The 22345-nt window shown below is 42.8% G+C and carries 26 protein-coding genes and 1 riboswitch; of the genes, 3 read left to right on the top strand and 23 right to left on the bottom strand.

The window, feature by feature from the left end; translation table 11 throughout:
• Positions 1–184: 184 nt before the first annotated feature.
• Complete coding sequence (locus ABC357_RS04620; RefSeq protein ID WP_412886372.1) at positions 185–1363, bottom strand: MFS transporter; 1179 nt, start codon at positions 1361–1363, stop codon at positions 185–187.
• Positions 1363–2403, bottom strand: coding sequence for an ArsR/SmtB family transcription factor (locus ABC357_RS04615; protein ID WP_412886371.1), 1041 nt, complete (start codon positions 2401–2403; stop codon positions 1363–1365). The genes ABC357_RS04620 and ABC357_RS04615 overlap by 1 nt, the downstream gene beginning before the upstream one ends.
• A 224-nt stretch (positions 2404–2627) precedes the next feature.
• Here ABC357_RS04615 and ABC357_RS04610 point away from each other — a divergent pair, with 224 nt between their 5' ends.
• Genes ABC357_RS04610 through ABC357_RS04600 form a run of 3 tightly spaced genes read left to right on the top strand, consistent with a single transcriptional unit; the run spans position 2628 to position 4865 of the window.
• Positions 2628–3128: a sigma-70 family RNA polymerase sigma factor gene (locus tag ABC357_RS04610; RefSeq protein ID WP_412888576.1), complete on the top strand. Its 501-nt coding sequence runs from the start codon at positions 2628–2630 to the stop codon at positions 3126–3128.
• Complete coding sequence (locus tag ABC357_RS04605) at positions 3115–3516, top strand: PadR family transcriptional regulator (RefSeq protein WP_412886370.1); 402 nt, start codon at positions 3115–3117, stop codon at positions 3514–3516. Before ABC357_RS04610 ends, ABC357_RS04605 begins: the two co-directional genes overlap by 14 nt.
• Positions 3513–4865, top strand: a complete 1353-nt coding sequence (locus ABC357_RS04600; protein ID WP_412886369.1) for an FtsW/RodA/SpoVE family cell cycle protein — start codon at positions 3513–3515, stop codon at positions 4863–4865. Before ABC357_RS04605 ends, ABC357_RS04600 begins: the two co-directional genes overlap by 4 nt.
• 371 nt (positions 4866–5236) lie before the next feature.
• Here the strand turns inward: ABC357_RS04600 and corA are convergent, their stop codons facing one another.
• The 21 genes from corA to ABC357_RS04495 form a co-directional block, all read right to left on the bottom strand.
• A complete protein-coding gene (gene corA / locus ABC357_RS04595) occupies positions 5237–6208 on the bottom strand; it encodes a magnesium/cobalt transporter CorA (protein WP_412886368.1) in 972 nt (323 codons plus the stop codon).
• Positions 6209–6424: 216 nt separating this feature from the next.
• Positions 6425–6591: riboswitch (M-box (ykoK) riboswitch) on the bottom strand.
• A 123-nt stretch (positions 6592–6714) separates the two neighbouring features.
• The gene (locus ABC357_RS04590) at positions 6715–7899 is read right to left on the bottom strand and encodes an MFS transporter (protein WP_412886367.1); all 1185 of its coding nucleotides are present in this window, start codon (positions 7897–7899) and stop codon (positions 6715–6717) included.
• A gap of 210 nt (positions 7900–8109) precedes the next feature.
• The gene (locus ABC357_RS04585; protein ID WP_412886366.1) at positions 8110–8679 is read right to left on the bottom strand and encodes a SpoIIIAH-like family protein; all 570 of its coding nucleotides are present in this window, start codon (positions 8677–8679) and stop codon (positions 8110–8112) included.
• 12 nt (positions 8680–8691) lie between these two features.
• The gene (spoIIIAG, locus tag ABC357_RS04580) at positions 8692–9363 is read right to left on the bottom strand and encodes a stage III sporulation protein AG (RefSeq protein WP_412886365.1); all 672 of its coding nucleotides are present in this window, start codon (positions 9361–9363) and stop codon (positions 8692–8694) included.
• A gap of 1 nt (position 9364) precedes the next feature.
• Positions 9365–9973, bottom strand: coding sequence for a stage III sporulation protein AF (gene spoIIIAF, locus ABC357_RS04575; RefSeq protein ID WP_412886364.1), 609 nt, complete (start codon positions 9971–9973; stop codon positions 9365–9367).
• 14 nt (positions 9974–9987) lie between these two features.
• Complete coding sequence (gene spoIIIAE / locus ABC357_RS04570) at positions 9988–11289, bottom strand: stage III sporulation protein AE (protein WP_412886363.1); 1302 nt, start codon at positions 11287–11289, stop codon at positions 9988–9990.
• Positions 11290–11312: 23 nt separating this feature from the next.
• Positions 11313–11696: a stage III sporulation protein AD gene (gene spoIIIAD, locus ABC357_RS04565; RefSeq protein ID WP_412888575.1), complete on the bottom strand. Its 384-nt coding sequence runs from the start codon at positions 11694–11696 to the stop codon at positions 11313–11315.
• A 21-nt stretch (positions 11697–11717) separates the two neighbouring features.
• Complete coding sequence (gene spoIIIAC, locus ABC357_RS04560) at positions 11718–11924, bottom strand: stage III sporulation protein AC (protein ID WP_412886362.1); 207 nt, start codon at positions 11922–11924, stop codon at positions 11718–11720.
• A gap of 23 nt (positions 11925–11947) precedes the next feature.
• A complete protein-coding gene (spoIIIAB, locus tag ABC357_RS04555) occupies positions 11948–12463 on the bottom strand; it encodes a stage III sporulation protein SpoIIIAB (protein WP_412888574.1) in 516 nt (171 codons plus the stop codon).
• Positions 12463–13386, bottom strand: coding sequence for a stage III sporulation protein AA (gene spoIIIAA / locus ABC357_RS04550; protein WP_412886361.1), 924 nt, complete (start codon positions 13384–13386; stop codon positions 12463–12465). The genes spoIIIAB and spoIIIAA overlap by 1 nt, the downstream gene beginning before the upstream one ends.
• Before the next feature lie 168 nt (positions 13387–13554).
• Complete coding sequence (locus ABC357_RS04545) at positions 13555–14184, bottom strand: ABC transporter ATP-binding protein (RefSeq protein WP_412886360.1); 630 nt, start codon at positions 14182–14184, stop codon at positions 13555–13557.
• Between the two features lie 15 nt (positions 14185–14199).
• Entirely contained in the window at positions 14200–14970 is a 771-nt protein-coding gene (locus ABC357_RS04540) for an ATP-binding cassette domain-containing protein (protein ID WP_412886359.1), read from the bottom strand.
• Positions 14971–14978: 8 nt separating this feature from the next.
• Positions 14979–15803 (bottom strand): ABC transporter permease, encoded by an 825-nt coding sequence (locus ABC357_RS04535; RefSeq protein WP_412886358.1) that lies wholly within the window; start codon positions 15801–15803, stop codon positions 14979–14981.
• Complete coding sequence (locus tag ABC357_RS04530) at positions 15796–16782, bottom strand: ABC transporter permease (protein ID WP_412886357.1); 987 nt, start codon at positions 16780–16782, stop codon at positions 15796–15798. Before ABC357_RS04530 ends, ABC357_RS04535 begins: the two co-directional genes overlap by 8 nt.
• Positions 16782–18350, bottom strand: coding sequence for an ABC transporter substrate-binding protein (locus tag ABC357_RS04525; protein ID WP_412886356.1), 1569 nt, complete (start codon positions 18348–18350; stop codon positions 16782–16784). The genes ABC357_RS04530 and ABC357_RS04525 overlap by 1 nt, the downstream gene beginning before the upstream one ends.
• A 325-nt stretch (positions 18351–18675) precedes the next feature.
• Positions 18676–18867 (bottom strand): CooT family nickel-binding protein, encoded by a 192-nt coding sequence (locus tag ABC357_RS04520; protein WP_412886355.1) that lies wholly within the window; start codon positions 18865–18867, stop codon positions 18676–18678.
• The gene (locus ABC357_RS04515; protein WP_412886354.1) at positions 18860–19285 is read right to left on the bottom strand and encodes a DUF3842 family protein; all 426 of its coding nucleotides are present in this window, start codon (positions 19283–19285) and stop codon (positions 18860–18862) included. The genes ABC357_RS04520 and ABC357_RS04515 overlap by 8 nt, the downstream gene beginning before the upstream one ends.
• Before the next feature lie 206 nt (positions 19286–19491).
• Positions 19492–20049, bottom strand: coding sequence for an elongation factor P (efp, locus tag ABC357_RS04510; protein ID WP_412886353.1), 558 nt, complete (start codon positions 20047–20049; stop codon positions 19492–19494).
• Positions 20050–20067: 18 nt separating this feature from the next.
• On the bottom strand, positions 20068–21129 hold the full coding sequence (locus ABC357_RS04505) for a M24 family metallopeptidase (protein ID WP_412886352.1): 1062 nt from the start codon (positions 21127–21129) through the stop codon (positions 20068–20070).
• A gap of 3 nt (positions 21130–21132) precedes the next feature.
• The gene (gene aroQ / locus ABC357_RS04500) at positions 21133–21576 is read right to left on the bottom strand and encodes a type II 3-dehydroquinate dehydratase (protein ID WP_412886351.1); all 444 of its coding nucleotides are present in this window, start codon (positions 21574–21576) and stop codon (positions 21133–21135) included.
• A gap of 162 nt (positions 21577–21738) precedes the next feature.
• Positions 21739–22278 (bottom strand): YqhR family membrane protein, encoded by a 540-nt coding sequence (locus tag ABC357_RS04495; RefSeq protein ID WP_412886350.1) that lies wholly within the window; start codon positions 22276–22278, stop codon positions 21739–21741.
• Positions 22279–22345 lie beyond the last annotated feature (67 nt).

The following is a 22345-nucleotide window of genomic DNA, read 5'->3' as shown; positions in this document are numbered from 1 at the left end:
TATATTACCAAGTAAAAAGACAATCTCTATCATTATTTAATTCAACCTTACTCTTATATTAAACTTTTATTTCTCTTTTTTAAATATTCGAGATTTATTTCTTTTTCTCAAGCGGCCTATACAGAAGCGGAACTAGTTATACACTGCAAATAGAGACTTACGGGTATGCACCGCATGCCATCCCTCAGCGATTTTTATAGAGATAATAGATGCCCGGCAGTGCCACAAACAAACCAGCCAATACATACCCTTGCCTGACATCAATGAAAGCATTGGAGGCGGAAGCACAGAGAATCCCTGCCATTGTACTTATTCTCATAAAAAATAGCCGAATAGAGCTCAATTGGCTCAATCGATCTCTCGGGGCATATTTTTGGAATGCCGCCGCACTTTGTGCATTAAATAGAGGAAACAGCAGTCCACCTGCCCATTCGCAAATCCAGGAAAGCGGAACGGATGAGACAGCCGACAAAAGGAGAAAAGACAGTCCTCCGCCGATTAAACCGGTGTACATACTATTCCGGGCTTTTTTTACTTTATTTAAAAGAATCAAGCCCATAGCATAGCCTAAAGGGAAAGAAGCCGAGAAGATGCCATACTGCCACTTAACGCCTGATAAAACATCCATTATAAATGGTATATTCAGCACGATTGTCATTCCTACAGAAAATTGGACACATGAAGAAAGCAGCGTAACATGTAAGAGCATGCGTTCAGAAAGAAACAGCGCATATCCTTTCTTCATTTCCTGCCACCAAGAAAACCGTTTCCAAATGGATGGCCTTCCCGGTTTACGGCTGGACAAAGTCCAAAGTGTACAGCTGCTAATGAAGAATAGAAGCGATGACAGCGCATATATAGACTCCGATGGCAGAACAAAGAGAAGAGCTGCTGACAAACCCGGGCCTATAAAGCTCATTACCCTGATTGTTGCATCAAGGAGGCCGTTCGCCTTAACCAAATGCTGTTCGCCACAAAGATCAGGCAATATCGAAAAAGAAAGACTGGCATATATAGGCTGCAAAAGCCCAAGCATAATCTGCATGATTATCAAGCTTGCAATGAGACTAAACGTGCCTTCGAATATAACCGCCAGCAGCGGAAACAAATAGAGGAACGACCGTAGCAGCTGGATAGACGGAAGCACGATTTCCTTTCTGGCCCCGTTCAAAAAAGGAGAGCTCATTCCCTGTAGAATCAACGATGGAACATAATAAACAATCCACATAATACCGATCCACTCTCTCGAACCAGTAGCTTCATATAAAAGAAGGCCATTGACCAACCCTCCTGCTGCACCGGCCAGTTCAGAAAGTGTTTCTCCCATTAAAAGGGCATAGAAAGCCTTTGAGAGCCTTCCCATTAGTCTATTCCTAAAAAATGCAACAGCTTACCCTGTAAATGAATGATTGAATCCATCCGCAGTTGATAGATGCCCTTTTCCGCTTTAACGAATTTGGCTGCCTTCAATAAAGAAAGCTGATGATGAAGGGTCGTCTTTGACATTTGCATGGCCGCACTTAAATCTTGGAGAGAAATGGGTCCCTTTTGCAGCTCGTAAACCAGTTTCAGCCGCAATTCGTCCCCTAATGATTTAAACCCTCTCACCAATTCTTTCGGCGGGTCTCCCGGCTTCAAAAAATAGTCATCCTTCAACGGATAAAAGAAAAGCTTTGTATCAGCGGTTCTCTTTTCCAGTACCCATGGACGGTAAGCTATATGCGGAATCAGTTTGATATTCCATATGGATGGTTCAGGAAAATAGCGGACACCCCCGGTAATCCGTTCAATATCTTCTATAGGATGTCGAAATTCCGTGCGGTTATATAGTTTTTGCTCAAAATCCAGCATTCCCACAATCTCATTCCATCCAACCTTATTTGAAACCCACTGTTCATATTCACTGACAGCCGCTGCCAGCAAGGACAAAAGCTCGTTATATGGCTTTGCCGCTATTTCTCGAATATATCCGCTTAAATACGGATGCCCTTCGAATAGCCCGCAATAGGCATCGATAGCAGCTTGGTTATCCATGTTTCCAAGCAAATCAATGCGGTCTTTTTCTGAACTCCGGTTTTTATACGGCAATAAAATATCATAAAACCGCCGTTTAGGAATCAGGCTTACGTTTTCAATGAATTGCACAGACGTTTTTGCTTCGACTTCATTCTGCAGCATGATCAATGCATGCCATAGGTTGGTTTCTTGGATGCTGGTTATTATTTCTTTTAATTGAACTGGCATACTGCCGCTATCCTTCCTCCATTCAGCATCTTGATCAAATGTATGGCGCAATTCACGGTATGTGTATCCGGCAATCCCTAAAATCACTTCCCATAAAGGCGATGAGACAACTTGTACAGAAACTGTTTCAGGCTGTTCGGGGACATAATTCACTTCCATAATATACCTCCTTTTCTACATTCTACATTTTTAGAATTTTAAATTCAATATATTTAGAACTTTTTAGACCCTATTTCGTTTCCCTAGAGTTAGAATAAATAGATTCACTTTTCATTTTTTTAAAACCCCAATAGGCATCAAGTCGTCTAATACATAGAACAAAAGGAGGCAACAGCGTGGAAGAATACTTCTCAGAGGGAATTGAATCCCTCGGGCATGAAGAAATGCTCGGGGAAATCATGGATTTGTACGGGCAGTCCATATTGGAGCTAGTCTATTCTTATGTCAGGGATACTGCGCTCGCCGAGGACCTGACACAGGAAATCTTCGTAAAATGCTACCGTTCGCTCCATACCTATAATGGCCAAGCGAAGCTAAAAACGTGGCTGTGGCGAATCGCCATCAACCATTGCAAGGATTATTTAAAATCCTGGTATCACCGTAAAGTCTCAATTAATGAAAAAATAGCAGATGTGGCAGGTTCATCCACTGTCAACATTGAAAAAATGGTTATGGATAACGAGGATGAGCAAGTTTTGGCGAAAGCAGTCTATCAGCTTCCCCTTAAATTTCGTGAAATCATCTATCTTCATTATTTCGAGGAACTTACATTAAAGGAAATTGGACAGATCATCAAGGTAAAGGAAAACACCATCAAAACAAGATTGCGGCGTGCGAAGCAATTACTACGAAAAGAGCTGGAGGGATTGTATGATGGAAGATAAACTTCGTGCTTTAGGAAAAACGATGAAAAAAGCCGGGAAACAGCAACTTCAATTCACATCTGCCCATAAATCCGCTGTGTTCAATGAAATCAAAAAAGAAAACACACTTGCACATACATTACAACTGCTCACAGAAGCAAGGACCGGAGTTGAATTAATGGGTTTATTGCGCTCGAGGGGCATCACCAAGTTCGATCATCAAGAGGGGTTTCTATATACAATGCTCCACCAACTGGAAAAAGAAGGATTTCTGGCAAGTTCGTGGAACGAGGAAGAACAAAAATATTATCGCTTAACGTCAAAAGGGGCTAAAACGCTGCAAGCAATGGAGAAAAATACTTCAACTGTCTCCTTGACTCTGCAGGCACTATTGGGAGGGGCAAGATGAGCATTCGAAACCAATTTTTGGAACAGGTAACCGCCAATATCAAAATGAAGGAAACAAGAGCTTCGGTCCAAAAAGAGCTGGACCAGCATATCGAGAGCATAGCCCGAACACTGGAAAAGAAGGGGCATTCAAACGAGGAAGCTGAACTGATGGCGGTCAAGCAAATGGGCAGCCCCCTTAAGCTAAGCAAGCAATTCAATAAAGTATACAAGCCTAAAGTTGACTGGATATTGGTTTTGGGTTTTGCTTGCGCCCTAATGATCGGTATGATTGCGATGTATGTTATGACAACACAAACTCATAGTTATTTAAGTTGGCCGATGAATTTAAGTTGGCCGATGAAAATCTTCGGTACGCTCTTAAGCATTTTTGTTGTCTATTGTCTATTTAAATTCAATTATCGTTTATGGAAAAAATCTGGTAAAAAGATGGGATTGATTTTTTACGCGTTGGGAACGTTTGGTTTATTATTATATACCATAGCCCCATATCCACTAGCGGTTGTAATCAATGGATATAAGAGTTTAAGAATCTTTTCCGTTTCCGTTGACTCCTCGCTTTTTATAGTTTTCTATCTAATCTCTTGGGCATTATTGCTTGATTCACCCAAACGAAAAGCATGGAAATTAATAGTATTTGTTGGAGTTTCATCATTTTTATTTATTGTTGTCTCTCCTATTCCTACCATCATGATGTATATCTTAATGCTAATTGCCATGTATATGTATGAGGGAAGACATACTTGGAAGCGAACTGCGGCAATTGTTGGATTGTGGCTCGGAACTTTTTTCATGTTTATTTCATCTACTTGGAATGAATATCGCTATGCACGTTTAATGTCACTTATGCCAATCAGGAATAATCCTGGTACAGCTTCTAGCTATATATCCATCCAAGTAAAAAAGTTATTGGAGAATGCCAAATGGCATCCACAATCACTGGCTGACAGCCACATAATTTTACCAGAGGCCCACACCGACTTTATTTTCGTTACACTGACCTATTCGCTCGGTTGGATTTTTTCGGGGATTATACTACTTACACTAGGATTCCTCCTCATCCGCGTATTGCTTATGGTGCCACATGTTAATGACGCCTTCGGCCGGCTACTTATCATCGGCGGAGTCAGCATCTACGGCTTCCAGCTGATTTTTAACGTCGGTATGGTCTTCGGCATCTTCCCATATGCCGGGTACTCACTGCCCTTCGTTTCATACGGGACATTGCCGACCATGCTGAATTCGATTATGATTGGCCTATTTTTAAGTGTGTATGCGCGAAAAAACGTCCCGCTCGGCTTAAAATCCGCACAGGATGCTCCACAAAGATGCTCTAAATCCCAAAATTAGGATTGTCATTTTCTGATAACGGGTATACTATAAATAGTAAGAAGGCATATAAAAAAGAGGGAAAGATGTTGGTCGCATCTCCCCTCTGTATATAGCTGCAACCGCAAAGCAAGATCGCGGCGGCAAAGACAAGGCTAAGCTTCCTTTACCTGGCTAGGGTGGGGCTTAGTCTTTTTTGCAAGCAACGATAATTGCCACGACTAAGGACGCGAACGCAATAATAACACTCAGTATATCTGTCGTAATATACATAGGCTACACCCCCTTTCCGTCCCTATAGGGAATTAAAAAAGGGGCCGCCGCGCCATACCCTGCCATTGCAGCTTCTTTATATCATACCATATTTTACCTTAACCCATCTTGCTTACCTTTTATAATAATTGTTTCTTTTTAAAATAACGCCACATTCCGATTGTCAATATAATCAATGAAACCAATATAACAACCGTTGTGTAAGGCGAATGCTGGTACGGAAGCGGTACATTCATTCCGAAAAATCCAGTCACGAATGTCAAAGGCAGCATGATTGTAGAAATCAACGTCAGTACATTCAATTTTTCCGACGACTTGGCATTAATGATGGAATAGTACGTATCGAGTGCACTATTCACTAAATCCCGGTACGTTTCCGTCGAATCGACAATCCGCTCCAGATGGTCGATCAAGTCCGAATAAAACGGCACATTTTCTTCCTGGATCGCAAACTTCCATTTTCCGTCGACTGTAAGGAATATTCTGCGCTGGGGCAGGATAATTTTCCGGATTAAGATAATGGTTCTCTTTAGGGCAAGGAATTCCTCCGTCACACCGCGGACCCCTTCATCATATATTTCATCCTCCAACTCATCGATCCGCATGCTGATGCGGTCAAGGATGGGGAAATATTCATCCGTTATTCCATCTATAAGCGTATATAGCAAAAAGTCCGCGCCTTTATTCATGTATTTAGCGTGCTTTGAACAAATGATGTCCATTTGTCTCAGCCACTTCAATTTATGCTTATGGATGGTTACAACATAATTAGGTCCGAAAAATACATCCAGCTCCATCGTTGTGATCTCATTATCGCTTTCCTCGTTATATTGCGGAGCGTGAAAAACAAAGAATTGATAATCTTCGTAATTATCCACCTTCGCTCTAGGGCTGTCATGTAGGCAATCCTCAATAGCCAAATGGTGAAAATCGAATAGATTGGCTATTTGATATAGTTCATGATTGCCAACATCATATAAATCAATCCACACCAGGTTTTCGGTATTGGAGAGATATTTTGTCGCTTCCTTCATATCAAGATTGGTGATCACTTGCTCTTGATCAGCTTGATATACATATGTTTTTATCATGTCATACACCTCGTTTCCTTATTTGACGAGGCATCAAAAGGTAGATCGAACTCTTTTTAGTGACAAGAGGAACAGGAACACTTTTTTCTGCCTCATTCTTTGGTAATAACTCACGGTCCTTATCGGATTTGGATCATCAGTGCTCATGCTTCCCTCACCTCCAAAAATAAAAAGCCCCTTTCCAAATGAAAGGAGCATATACGCATAATAAGCTATACATGTCTCCCCTTGTCGAGTTTTAGCACTGTATAGCATAGGTTATAAACCAGCTGCATTAAGAAAAACCTTAGTCCGATTTTTCCTGTTGACCCATTGGCGTCTTTCGACGTTTCTGGGCAGCAGCATATATCAAATACAGGAGCCTCACCTAACAGAAGACCATATTGAACTACATTTACTATATGCAAGTATAAAGCATCTGTCAATGCCGCACTCTATTCACTACATTGTTGTACAGTAAAAAAGGAGAACAGCAACCATTATAGGCAGCCATTCTCCTTTTCGAGTTATTGATGAACGCCAAACTGCGTTTGACGCCAAAAAAACGTGATTCCCAAGCCGATCACCAAAATGACTGCCGAAAAAAGATAGGGGAAATGAATATTGACATCAAATAAAATGCCGGCTATAGACGGGCCAGCTATATTCCCTAAACTTGTATAGGCCGAGTTCATTCCGGCGACAAATCCTTGTTCGCTGCCTGCCATCCTTGATAGAAACGTCGTCAAAGCAGGACGAAGTATATCGAACGCCAGGAAAATAATGCAAGTAATCAGCAGGACCAACCAGAAATGGCCAACTACTGTTGAGATTACCGCACATATAGCGCCTGTGATCAAGCATAGTTGAATCAGCTTTTTTTCCCCTAGCAAGTTGACCATTTTATCGAATAGGAATACTTGGGCAATGACAGCGATGATGGACGATACCGTTATAACTGTCGCAATATCCTGCGGATCGAAGCCGAACTTATGGTCAGAGAACAGGCTGAAAACTGTTTCGTAGGCTGATAGGCCGAATGACAGAACAAACACGATAACGAAAGCGATTAAATAAAGCGGCTTGAACGATTTCTGGATTTCCTTAAAGAAATTGCTTTGCTTGCTTTCCGCAGCGCGCTCTCTTAACTGATCCTTCGTTAATGGCTCTTTCAGAATGAAGAACGAAATGACCGCAACAACGCCAGAAATAATGGCAGCAAAATAGAATGGTGCACGTACGCCCAGTCCAGCTATGAAGCCGCCCACACCAGGCCCGATGATAAAGCCAGTGCTGATGGCAGCGGATATATACCCCATCGATTTCGGGCGCTCTTCTATTGTGGTGATGTCGGCCATATAAGCTGTTACCCCCGGCATGATGAAAGCAGCGCTGACACCGCCAAGTATCCGTGACAAGAACAAGACCCATACATTTGTGCCCAGGCCAAAAATCAATTCGGAAAGCGAAAAGATAAACAAGCCGATGACAATTATTTTCTTCCTTCCAAATCGGTCAATCCACTTCCCTGCAAAAGGCGACATCGCAAATTGCGTAAGTGAAAAGGCAGCCATCATATACCCCATAATGCTCCCCGTTAAGTGCATTTCTTCCATAAAGGTCGGCATAATGGGGATAATCAAACCAATACCAAGGAAGACAATAAAAATATTCAATAAAAGCATGATGACAACAAATTTTTTATTATGCATAATCTACTTTATTAATCTCCTTTTATCACAAAATATCATGAGTGAATGTATGAAAAGCGTTTAAATGAATTGTATCCCATGTCAGATTCAAATATCAATTATATCTGTAGAATCACAGTAAAAACAATTCTTTTTTTTAGAAAAATAAACCTTCGCACTCTCAGGCATATAAAAAGTGCATTGCCTTTACGGGCAATGCACTGACACATATTAATTGGCTTTTTGGACTTCCACACTGATATCTTTGGCAGAAGGCAATTCACTGCTGACTAATCGGATAATATCATTGGCAGTCGTTTTGGAATGCTTGGCTGTTTTGATTGTCACCTGGACATTATTATCATTATCCGTACGGACAAGAGCTGCTTTTGTCCCTCCGATTCCTTCAATTACCCCTTGGAGCATTTCTTCCTTTTCACTTCTAGTATTCAATGTATCTATCGCATTTTTCGCATCATTTCTTTCCTCAGCTGACAGTTCTGTATCGGAAAGTTTTGTATTCAGTTCATCAATTTGCTTGCTCCGTTGATCTTGGATATCCATTCGGATTGTATCAAACGTTTCATCACCGGCCATATATTGCTTCACGACACTCTTATCTTCTGCCTCTTTCTTCGCCACTGTATTCGTCTTGGCATCCTTGGATGCTTCATCGTTTTTCTGTACGGTTGTTGCCATATTATTTTCTTTCTTTGGAGGTGTTGTGACATAGTAGACTGACAGGACAATCACCAAACTTAACATCGTTAATAGCCACACTGTTTGTTTTTTTAATAACATTTTAATTCCTCCTTATTTTTTCGGGTACACCGCCACTTTATAGCTAGGGACATCCAGTGCCCTTGTCACTGCTTCTACTATCCATTTCTTAACCGTTATATTTTCAGCGCCTTTAGCGACGATTAATACGCCTCTAATGGCAGGTTTTTTCGTTTCTTGGACAATCGGCACCTCTTTGTCGCCGCTTTTTATAATGACCATCTGATCATCCTTTGATGTATCATCTACTTTTCGCTTGCCGCCTTCCCGATCTATCTCTTCGGTAATTTGCTGCTTGCTGACATGATTCCTCATGTAAATTTTCTTCTCGGTGGCATCCACGTTGACCATCACAGACACATCCTTAACCCCTGCCATATTTTCCAGTGCCTCTTTTATTTGATTTTCAAAGCTGCGTTCATAATCCTCGATCGTAACATTCGCTTTCCCGCTTTTACTTCCGAATGTTTCAACCGTTTCACCCTCATTTCCATTATTGGAGGAAGCAGGAATTGATTCAGATGTAGAAGCAAGGTTGTCCTTTTTATTCAAAAACTCGCTTCCCATCATAATGACTACACCAAAGACAAGAACGATTAACATATAGAGATAGAGGGAAGGCTTCTTATTCTTTCCGTCATTTGCTTTGTTGCCATTCTGCATCAGTTTTTGGATCCATTTAGTTAAAGGGTTCTCACCTTTCATTTTATGTGCCCCTCCTTTCAAAGCCGATTTGGATTTTCGCCTCGTCCACTCCCCACTGTTTTCCCAATAGTTTTTTAATATTTTCTGTTTCTGCTGCATCCTCATCAGACGTCCGATTCTTTGCATCGATCTCAACTGGTTCAATGACAGCGACCGACTCTGATTGCTTCGGTTTCAGGACTACATGTATTCCAGTCAAGTCCTGGGGCATTTGCGGGGCATCGACGGGCTTAACGGACACGTCTATATGTTTAATTTCATAATTGTATTGATTGATCAACTCCCCTTCTCCTTCTTTCTTTAATTGGACTGCCATTTCATCTAAAATATATGCATCGGTGACAGCTTGTATTTCTTTTTTCTTGTTTTCGAGAGCACTTTCCATTTGATTATTTTCGACAGAATCTTTATATGTGGCTGAAGCCAGCAAATCCTCGACATTGGTAGACATCAACTTGAAAATAGGTGCAAGCAGCACGGTGATGAGAAGCAGCCCAATGACCATCTTTGCGTACTTTTGCATGGCAGAGCTTGGAAGGAGCATGTCCATCACTGTGGCGAGCAAAATGAAAATAATGATATTTTTAATCCAATCCGTCAGAATATCCATCTTTTACGACTCACCTACCTGACCATTAATGTGACGTTGCCCGCAGCGATAATAATCGTTATGCTCAAGAAGAACATGACCGACACAATGGCCAATGCAGCAAAAATGTACATCATGCTTTTGCTGATTACATCGAGGCACTTTATCACAGTGCCCCCTCCAAGAGGCTGAAGAATGGCTGCTGACAGTTTATAAATAAACGCTATGATTAATATTTTCAAAGCCGGAAATGCCACAATCATTAGGAGTATGACTACTCCTGCAATACCGACTGTATTTTTCAGCAAAACAGAGGCGCTGAAAACAGTATCTGCCGCATCCGTGAACATTCTGCCGACAACTGGGATGAAATTGCCCGTAATGAATTTGGCTGTCCTTATCGTTATGCCGTCCGCGACTGCCGATGATGCTCCCTGAACCGAAATGACTCCCAGAAACACCGTCATAAATGCCCCGAGAAGGCCAATACTCCAATTCTTGATCATTCCAGCCAGTTGCGATACTTTATAATGCTCGCTTAATGTACTGACAATGCTGAGCAATGATGCTAGAAAAAGAAGCGGCAAAACAACTTTTCCAATTAAAAGGCCGCTTGTATTCATCAGGAAGATGAGAACCGGATGGAAGAAAGCGGCGGATACGAGCCCGCCAGAGGCTGCAATCAATGCTAATAGTAAAGGGGCCAACGCCATAAAGAAGGAGATCATCGTATCAATCGTTTCCTTTGTATATTGGATGGCCACATGGAAACTATTCAAAGCGATAATGATCAATACCATAAACACAATACTGTACGCCACCTTGGAAACAGAGCTTTTCTCAAACGCATTCTGCAGCGATTGCAGAAACATGCTGAACACAGTCAGAAGAATCAAGGTACCCAGCAGCTTGCCGTTTGCCAATAGTTCATGAAATATATATTTTAGAAATCCTATGGCCCAGCCTTTAAGAGAAAATGTTTTTTCGCCACTGAGGTAATCCATTAAACTGCCTTTTTGCCCTTCTGGTAAAAAGCCCCCATATTCATCCAGTATCTGATCCCAAAATTGTTTCAACTCATCCAGGTTCACTTGTTTAATGCTCTTTTTGACTAACTCCTCTGATAGAGTTCCGCCATCCTGGATCCCTTCATCGGAAGGGCTGCTTCCTTGGTTATCTTCCACATTTCCCTCTGGAGCCCTTGTATCGGCCCCTTCAGTGAATGGCTCTGTTTGTTCTATCCCATTTGAGGAATCATTCGGTGAAGCTTGTACAACGATAGGCAGCATACATACTAGGAATAGGGCAGCCGAAAGAGCTAGGATCATGTGCTTCATTTCTTCACCTCTTCTTGCACCGATCAGGTCGGAATTAAATTCAGGATCGTTTCAATTAAAACGGTCAGGATTGGAATAGCCATCGAGAGGATCAGAATTTTGCCTCCCAGTTCAATTTTAGAGGCCAGCGTCCCTTGACCCGCATCTTTTGTAATTTGTGAGGCAAATTCAGCTATATAGGCAATGCCAATAATTTTAAGGATGGTTTCCAAGTAAACCATATTCACTTTCGCCTGTTCGGCAAGAGCTTCAATCATATGGATGATGTTATAAATTTTGTCCACCAGCATTAAAAAGATCGTGCAGCCTACGAAGATCACTAATAAAAAGGCGAAATTGGGCTTTTGTTCTTTAAGAAGTGTTGCGAGGAAGGTCGCCAGCAAGGCAATGCCGACTATTTTTAATATTTCGATGGCAGCTCCCTCCTTCTAGCCTTGAAACAAAAAGACAGACTTGATTTTATCGAATAGTTGATCGATGATTTGTGCCACCATGAATAGAATGTAAATAAAACCGAATAGTGTAACCCATTGTGAATACTCTTTCTTATTGATTTGTTCCAACAAAGTATTGATGAATGCGATGACAATGCCGACTCCTGCAATCTTAAAGATCAATCCTACTTCTATGCCCATATTGATTTCCCCCTGCTAGTGTTTTACAGTAATAAAACGATGAATAATAAACCGGCCAAAAATCCAAGCCCTTTTGCCATCTTTTCATATTTGCCCTGCATGGATAATGCTTCATCCTCAGCACGCTCAAGATGCGACATCGTTAACAGGATTTGTTTTTGCTGCTGGTAACGGTCATGCCTGCCTAACGTTTCACCGAATTGCAATAGGATTTCCATTTCCTTGTCCTTGATGGACAGCTTTCCCCGGATACTCTCCAATGCTTGCCCCCATGCTTTCCTTGTGTTCGTTTCCTCCTCCTTGAGGCTATCGGAAAACAATATGAAGAAATCGGAAAGAGGTACGGGAAATTGCTTAGCCAATCGCTGTGATGCTTCTCGGAGGGGCAAATGGCCGAACATGATTTCAGATTCGAGCGCCTGCAAAGCATTGCGGAATGAACGAAGCTGTATAGGGCGAAGCCCCAAATGGCGGGCTCTCTCGAAGCCTATTACGGTAGTGGCGATTAAAATACAAGCAGCCCCAATCAGTTTTATCATCATCTCACGCTTCTTTCCCCGTCGACTTCAGCGCCATGTTCATCGAGAATACGATATGAAAACATCCCGTCAAATGTCCTTCCTAAAATGACAAAGCGATTGAACACATTCAGATTGATTATTTTCTTCACCGTCGGCCGCTTCATGACATCTTCCAACGAAGATCCATGAAGGGTGATCAACAGGTGGATGCCTGCATTTACAGCCTCCAGAACAGCGTCCGCGTCTTCCTCCCTGCCTATTTCATCCGCAACAATGAGATCAGGGGACATCGAGCGTATCAGCATCATCATTCCTTCTGCCTTTGGACAGGCATCCAGCACATCTACACGGGTGCCGAATTGAAGCTGCGGCACTCCTCTTACGCATCCAGTAATTTCTGACCGTTCATCGACAATGCCTGTTTTCAGGGCGGGTACGTGAGGATTGAGCAGCCCCTGTGAAGCAATCCGTGCCAAATCGCGCAGCAGAGTCGTTTTTCCTGTCTGGGGCGGGCCGATAATCATTGTGTTTTGCCAACTGTTCCGATATAAGTAAGGAATTAAATGATCTGCGCAGCCAATTTTTTCTTTCGCAATCCTTATATTGAAAGAAGATATATGGATGATTGCCTTTACGTGGCCCTGATCCAAAATCACCTTGCCCGCCAAACCGATCCGATGCCCTCCCTCAATCGTGATATAGCCTCTTTTCAATTCCTCTTCCATCGTATACATAGAAAAATGGGTTAATTGGTTCAGAAGTTGATGGGCCGCTTCTTCATCGAAAATAAAAGGAAGCAGCATATAATCACGTCCGGAAGACACCTCCACCGGACGATCGATCCGAATCCGAATTTCCTCGATGCTTTCATGTTTCTCAGGAGTCAAGTCTTGCAATAACTGCGTAAGTTTTTTCGGAAGAAAGGAATAAATGGTTTCCATACAAGCCGCCTCCTTTTTAGGACTGTTTCCTTACAATGTATGCAGGCATGTACACTTTATGACAGATGTATAGATTTTATAAGCATGATCATGAAGGGCATTGGCATTCCCGTTCAAATAGTAGGCAACCCCATTTATTTTCCGCTTACATATAAAAAGACCAAGCCCCTATTTAAGGGCCTGGTCCTTCAATGCTTCCATATCTATTATCTTGTCGCACATTTTCCGGGCTAACGCTTCATTATGGGTAATCAACAGAATGCCGATGTTTCTTTCATTTTGGATGGACTTCAGAAGCTTCATTAGTCGAGCTTGTGTTATAGCATCAAACATGGCGGTCATTTCATCGGCGATCACATATTTTGTGTCCCGATTAAGCGCCCTGGCTATACAAAACCTCTGCAATTCTCCGCCTGATAATTCAATAGGGTATCTGTCCAGCCATTCATTCTTTATTCCGACCAGTTCCAATATATCCTGATTGCATACCGGATCCATTCCCGTTTCTTTTAATGCATTCCCCATTTTCATACGTTCATCAAAAGCTAGCTGTGGATGCTGTCCTACTAATTGGACTGGGCAGAACCCTTTCCTCGGCAACTCCTGCCCATTGAGCAGCACTGTCCCGCTTGATGGTACTTCATATCCGGATAATAAACGGCCGATTGTTGTCTTTCCAGAACCGCTGGGGCCCAATATACCGATGCATTCCCCGGCTGACAGCCCGATATTCAATCCTCGGAACAATTCTTTCCGGTGGTAAGAAAACGCTACCTGCCTGGCTTCCAGTCTGTTCATCCCCCTCCTCCTTCCTTATTCTTCCGCTGATAAAAAGGCATTTTCAGGAAGGGAATTCCATAGCATACCTGTAAAAGAATCCTTCCAACGGCCCGATTTTAGGCATTCGACACTGACTGTTTCGATTGTTCTTCCTTCATATAGGACAGTCACTTTGTCTACAAACTGTGAAGCCAGATATAAATCATGGGTGATTAACAGCACTGCTTTCCCTTCATCAGCCAATTCACGGAGATGCTTAACAGTCTCACGTGCCAATTCATCATTTAATCCCGCTGTCGGTTCATCTGCAATGATCAAACTTGCATCGGTACTGGCTGCGCAAGATATGAGGACTCGGCGCGCCATTCCTCCTGACAACTCATGGGGATACATTTTCTCCACCTCTTTGTCCAACCCGTACCGTTCAAATAGGGAACATGCTTTATTTCCAGCAAATTTCCCCACCTTCATCAATGGATTTAGGCATGAAACAGATTGCGGGATAAAAGCGATTTCCTTTCCCCTCCACTTCTTAATGGACATGGCGTTCATCTCTTCCCCTTTAAAAAACAGATTGCCTTCAACAGTCGCATTCGATGGAAGAATCCCAAGCAGCGCATGCGCAAGCAAACTCTTTCCGGAACCGGAGGCACCTGCCACCGCCATCATTTCACCACTTTGCAATTGCAGGGCTAATCCTTCGACCGTTTTAGCGGTCCGCTGGTGCAACCCCTGGGAGTAGGTTGTAAATGAAATATCCAGTTGTTCGATATCTAATATAGGTTGATTGTCTTTTATCGCCATTTTATTCCTCACTCTCTGGATTTACGGGGATTCATCAATGCTGATAACTGTTCGCCCAATGCATCGAATAACAGTATGATGCAGACGAGCATAAGGCCCGGAAAAAAGGCCAGCCACCATAAACCACCCGTTATGTATTTTAACGACTCGGACAGAATGATGCCGATTGCCGGCTGTTCCGGCGATAGGCCGAATCCCAGAAAAGTAATGGAAGCTTCATGGAGAATGGCGTGCGGAAAGATTAACAATGTCCCTGTAATGAATTGCGGAAACAAATGCGGAATCATATGTTTATAGGCAATGCGCCATTTCCCCATCCCCAATTTTCCGGCATATTCGATAAAGGGGGCGTTGCGGATCGACAAAACTTCAACACGGATAATCCTGGCCAATGCCGGCCAATGGGTCAGTGCTACGCCGGCCACAACCCCCGTCACTCCTTTGCCGAGCGCAATGGAAATCAGAATCAAAAGAACAATATGGGGAACAGATAAAAACAAGTCGATCAGCCAGCTAATGGCCGCATCCGCTTTTTTCCACATGGCTGCCAGTATGCCGAGTGCCGCTGCAATAACGGAACTGATCATAGCTGCGGACAAACCGACTACCAGACTGACTGTCAACCCTTTCCACGTACGAAAAAACATATCTCTCCCCATAAAATCTGTGCCAAATGGGTGCTCCAATGAAGGGCTTTGATTTTTCGAGGAAAAATCGGCATCGTATCCACTTTCAGGAATGAACGCTCCACCCGCCATAATGAAAAGTAGAATGCTTAAGGAAGCAAAAATGAGAATTAAGGTTTTTTTACGGCGATTCACTCGTTTAAGCATGCCTTTTTCTCCCTCCCCTTCTCCTTATCCTTGGATCAATCAACTGGGTTAATAAATCCCCGATCGCATTACCCGCGAATACAAATAAAGCACTGAACAACGTGATGCCGAGAAGAAGCGGCATATCCCCCCCGGCACCGGCAGCTACTGCAGCATTCCCTAAACCCGGATAAGAGAATACCTGTTCAACAAGGACCGACCCGCCAAACAATTCAGAAAAGGAGGCGAATTGCAGCATGATAGCCGGTAAAATGATGTTGCGTAAGCATTGGTGCAGGACAATTGAAGATTCTTTCTCACCCCGTGCACGGGCAAACTGTGCATAGTCACTCTCTAAAGCATCCATTAACTTCGCTCTTGTATGCAAGGCGATACTTGGCATGCTGACAATGGATAAACAAATAGCCGGCAGCACCATATGCCTGATCCGCTCGAATAATGTAACATCCTCCTCCAGCACACCGATTGGGCCAGCCAGCCCAATCGGAAACCAAGCCAAATAAACGGCAAAAACCATCAACAGGATGATCCCTAAATAAAAGGATGGTACAGCCGTTAATGTATAACAAATCCCCTTCAATATCCTGTCGATCCATTTGCCGCTATTAGCACCCATGACCAAACCGGCAGCCAGGCCGACAAGGCCGCTGATTGACCAAGCAGCGATCATAAGCACAATGGATTTAGAAAATTTATCAGCTATTACATCCATCACATCTTGGCGGTAAACCATTGATTTGCCCAAGTCCCCGTGAAGCACATTCCATCCCCACTTCAGGAATCGCTCAATCGGCGGATCATTTACACCCCAATGCTCAGCTATTTGCTCTCTTTGCTCAGGGGATATAGCAACTCCAGCGCCTACATACGACTGGATAGGATCAATAGGGGATATTTCCAAGAGAGCAAAAGCGAGGATGACAACTGCAATAAGCAGTGTAATCCCGCGGATCAAGTAGATACATATATGTTTAGCCATTATTGTTTCCAGTGCCAATCCTTCAGATTGCTCATTATATCCAAGGCATGTGAGTGCGGGTGGATTGGTTGGTCGCCAAGACTCAGTCCATCTTTAACAAAATAAAGATGGTCCACATTCACCAGCCATGCCCAAGGCAGATCCTTGATGAGCGGCTCCTGCGCTTTCTTCCAATCCTCCATATCACCGCTCACAAGCGCCCGGTCCAACATTTGGTCAACCTGTTTATTGCTATAGGAATTTGTATTGTAATAATCAAAGCCTATATTTGATGAGTGGTATAAATAATATAACTCCATCGGATTTCGGTTTCCCCATCCGAATAAGACGGCATCACTGTACATCTTCTTTTCGATATCATCCCATGATCCCCCGGAAACAGATACGTCAATGCCGATTTCCTTCAGTTGCTGTTTTACAGCCATAGAGATAGCTTGTCTAGTGGAATCTCCAGCGTTATAAATGAGGTTGAACTTTGCCTTTAATCGCCCCTTTTCCAAAATTCCATCGCCGTCCTCATCCTTCCAGCCGGCATCCATTAACACTTTTTTAGCCTTTTTGGGATCCTGCTGAATGACTGTATCCTCATTCCACCAAGGCAGATGGTCACTATTGCTAAACGCCGTTTTGCCGTAGCCGTCCAGTGCCTGATCCACAATTGCCTGCCGGTCAAGTGCAAGATTAATAGCTTTACGGATGGCAAGATCGCTTGTGACATCATTGCCCGCCTTCTGTCCATTGACTTCAGACCCTTCGGGAATCGTAACGAAGGAAATGCCTCGATTATCTACTGTCCGGTATGATTCTAATGCCATTCCAGGCACCTTTTCTTTCGAAAAAGCATAAGAAGTTTGGGCAACATCCACCTGGCCTGCCTTTGCTGCGGCATACGCCTGGTCTTCGCTCATAAACAAAACCGTGACTTTTTTGAACTCTCCTTTTTTCCCGTAATACTCTTCATTTCGTTCAAAGATGGCTTGCTGTCCCTGTTTCCACTCCTTCAATTTGTACGGCCCTGAACCAATTGGAGCATTCCGGTACGTATCACTGTATCCATGCTTTGGAACGATGCCAATTGCAGCAGCTGTATACAGGAAAGTAGATTGCGGCCTTTCCAATGTAAATTGAACTGTGTATGGATCAAGTGCTTTCACTTCCTTCATATGCACTAAATCAACAGTCGAGCCGCTATTTTTTGCTGTTTCATATGTAAAGACTACATCATTAGCCGTCACAGGTTTTCCATCGGTAAATACCGCATCTTTTCTAAGCTTGAACACTAATGTTAATTTGTCTGGGCTTAGTTTATAGTCTGCCGCCAGATCATGGGTAATAGTTGAATCAGCATCTGTGGCCAATAAAGTGCTCTGTATTAATGGCGATCCGTAGGCAGCATATCCTTGAATGGGATCAAAGCCTCCATCCGGTTCACTCGTTAATGCTAACACCAGATTATCCTTTACCTTTGCACCGTTTGCTTCCGGAATCTTTTTTTGTTCACTCTTCCCGCATGCTGCCACAGTGAAGCATAGGGCCAACACTGCAATAACCGAAATCCATTTTTTCATGTTTATCCTCCGTTCATCATATAACCTTGTTTTTAAGGATATTAGTATAATTGCCACTTCATTTCCAAAGCTCATTTTCTCCAAAACAAACGCTGGCAGGCGCCCGATTCCCGAAAAAAAAGAAGACAAATACACGTTGCTTCTGCAACACATATTTACCTTCTTGGCGAATAGTATCCTAATATGTAGATTGATAACATCAAGGTTTTTTAGCTAATTCAATTCTTCATGAATTGATTGTCAAATTTGATTATAAGAATGGAGTCGACCGTTGTCTATCGTTTCCTTGAACATTCAAAAAATGGACAAATAAAGCACACCCTTTTTACTTAGGCTCCAAAATGATCCGATGGTCAACCAGCTTCATTTCCTTAACTGCCGCCTTTATCGTTTTGCGCTCGCCATAAATACTCTCGATATATATGTGGTCGTCCTTAGGGATGAACGTATCCACAGATTCCAAAAAAAGAATTTCTTCTCCACGTTCATTCAATACGTATACATTTTGCTCACACATAACAGTCGCCTCCTACATATTTTTTCACTATTAATATGACATCATCCACATACTGGGGTAGCGGCTTCTGATTCATACCGGCAATTTCTATATCCCACTTGCAGAGAGGTACTACAATTTTCTTTGCGGTGCTTTCTGATAGAGCCTGTGCCATTTTTGGCGTCCATTCGCCAAGCATTGTGTTCGGGGAGATGATTCCGATGGGCCCAATAATAATATCGACTCTTGGTGTGTTCCATAGTATTGCATCTTCCCCTGTTGCCCCCATATTTGCGCCGGCCTTCAGCATAATGGACGTAGCCATCGTATTTGTTCCCAAAGCGATTATTTCCACTTTGTTTCCGAAGGTTTGGCTGACCTTCTCGACAATGACCCGGCCGATTCCACCGCCTTGGCCGTCAATAACTGCAATTTTCATATGATCACACTTCCCGACAAAGTAATAAATCCAATGTCTATCTTAATCGGAAATGAACCAATATGTACATTATGATTGGTATTGTCAAAGAATAGACAAATATGATTGTTAGCGCCCCCAATAAAAAAAAGCAGTCCGGCCCAATCATAGATTGGGCCGGACTGCTTATCAAGGCTAGCTTGCCTTTATTCACAACAGAAACTTACTTATCCTCTTGATACGTATGATCCGTCTGTTGTATTGATCACCAATTTATCTCCTTGGTTTACGAAGAAAGGAACTTGCACGATCAAACCAGTTTCAACTGTTGCAGGTTTTGTTCCGCCTGAAGCAGTATCGCCTTTAATGCCTGGTTCTGTCTCCGTTACTTCAAGTGTAACGGTGTTCGGAAGTTCAACACCGATTGTTTCTGTGCCGTACATCATAATGTATACTTCCATGTTTTCTTTCAAGAATTTCAATTCGCGTTCGATTTGGTTTTCGCCCAATTCGATTTGCTCGTAGTTTTCGTTATCCATGAATACGTGTTGATCGCCACTCGCATAAAGATACTGCATTTTGCGGTTTTCGATATGCGCTTTAGCTACCTTTTCACCGGCACGGAATGTTTTTTCCTGAATAGCGCCAGTACGCAAGTTGCGAAGTTTAGAACGAACGAATGCTGCACCTTTACCTGGTTTTACGTGTTGGAATTCGATAACCTGCCAAATCCCATTGTCTACTTCAATCGTTAATCCTGTTCTAAAGTCGTTCACAGAAATCATTGTATTTCCTCCCAAAAATTACAGTATAATAAGTTCTTTCGATGAATGAGTCAACGCTTCATTACCTGTTTCCGTAATGATTGTATCATCTTCAATACGAACGCCGCCAATACCAGGCACATAGATGCCCGGTTCGCATGTGACAGCCATTCCCGGTTCAAGCACAACATCGCTCTTGAATGAAAGTCCGGGTGCTTCATGGATTTCCAAACCGATTCCATGCCCTGTCGAATGGCCGAAATTAGGGCCATAGCCTTTTTCTTCGATAAAGTTACGCGTCAAAGCATCTGCTTCCTTGCCCGTCATGCCTGGCTTGATTCCAGCCATTCCACGAAGCTGCGCTTCAAGCACGATATCATAAATGTCTTTTAATTGATCACTCGGCTTGCCTACAGCAACCGTTCTCGTAATATCAGAAACATAGCCATTGTAATAGGCGCCGTAATCCATTGTCACAAGATCTCCTGATTCGATCACTTTATCGCTGGCAACGCCATGCGGCAATGCAGATCGCACACCAGAAGCAACAATCGTATCGAATGAAGAAGAAGTCGCGCCTTGCTTTCTCATAAAGAACTCTAATTCATTGGAAACGGTCAGCTCAGTCATACCAGGACGAATAAATCCTATAATATGTTCAAATGCTGCATCTGCAATCTTTGCAGCTTCCTTTAATATCTTAATCTCTGAGTTGGTCTTAATCAAGCGTAATTTCTCGATTAAATCAGAAACGGGGACCAGTTCCCCTTTAATCAGCTGTTTATATGTAACAAATGAAGCGTATGTAAACACATCCTGCTCAAACCCTAGTTTTTTGATCCCCATGGATTCTGCTTGAAATGCAACTTCTTCGGGCAAAGATTTCGTATGCTTAATGATCTCATAGCCCTGGCATTGCTTAGCTGCCTGCTCCGTATAGCGGAAATCTGTAATGAAATATGCCTTATCCATTGAAATAAGAGCTACACCGGATGTGCCGGTAAAACCTGTCATATATCGAAGGTTATATGGGTTGGTCACCAAAATACCATCGATTCCCGCTTGATCGAATTTTTCACGTAAACGTTGAATTTTATCCATTATTTATTCTCCCCTCAACATATAATCTAATGCCTGTAATGCTAATAGGTAACCATTGCTGCCAAAGCCGACGATCTGGCCAGCTGAAACACCCGCAAGGACGGATGTATGCCGGAATTCTTCTCTGGCATGGATATTGGAAATATGGATTTCCACCACCGGCAATGAAATGCCCGCTATACTGTCACGGATGGCATAGCTGTAATGAGTGAAAGCGCCCGGATTAAGGATCACTCCGGCCAAGCCGTCATCTTCCGCCTTATGCAAAGCATCCACCAGGTCACCTTCATGATTGGATTGCAGGGCGGTAAGCCCATATCCTAATTGGTTGGCGCGCACCCTCACTTTTTCTTCGATATCAGCCAATGTCTCATGACCGTATACATCCGGTTCCCGCTTGCCAAGCCTGTTCAAATTCGGCCCATTCAGAAGCAAAATAGATTCCATATTATACCTCGATTCCACCCGAATGGATTTTATCCCATTCTTGCTATACATCAGTAAGAACATTCTAACATAATTCAAAAGAATCGAACATGTTTAACGAAGAGATGGGCGAATAGAACAAACACAATCATATGTTAAGGAAGATTACAGGGAAGAATTCGATTAAGATTGCACTTGCGGCGATGCCTCCTCCATTTCCTGCTTCATTTTTCGTTCGGATTCATCATAGGCGATGCTTACGCCTATAAAGGTTCCGTATACGATATACAGGCATGCAGTGGTTATCGCAGTATTTATATCCGTTTCCTTTATCCCTTTCATATCGGGAAAAAGAGAAACCAATCCGAAGTGGACAATTGCCCACAAAGCAGCGCCAAAAAGAATGGAAACATACAGCTTCTCTTTCTTTCTCAATACATAATAGTAAATAAAAGCGACCAGTATGGAAATCAATCCATATAGCAGCACCGTCACTACAAAGCCAAGCAACCCATTCGTCCAATTATCCGGAGCCCAGCTGCTGAAAATGACATTGGGTTTAATCTCCATAAAGTGAAAATAATACGCTAGATAGGCCACCGCACTAAAAAGGAAACCGCCAAAAAAACCTACCATGGCAACATTGGCTTTTTGGGAAATCGGCCTTTCCTGCTTATTTTGATCAAGTTCATGCTTATTTCCATCGTTATTTTGCTCACTCATTGAGTCATGCACCTCCATTCCTAGTATGTCCGGAATAAAGGGAATATTTTCTTTCAAGTCATTTTTT

It is taken from the genome of Bacillus kalamii, from assembly GCF_047238185.1.
In the GTDB taxonomy this organism is placed as follows: Bacteria; Bacillota; Bacilli; order Bacillales; family DSM-1321; genus Bacillus_AD.
Note: the sequence above shows the minus strand (reverse complement) of the source record. Positions and strands in the feature narration are given on the sequence as shown.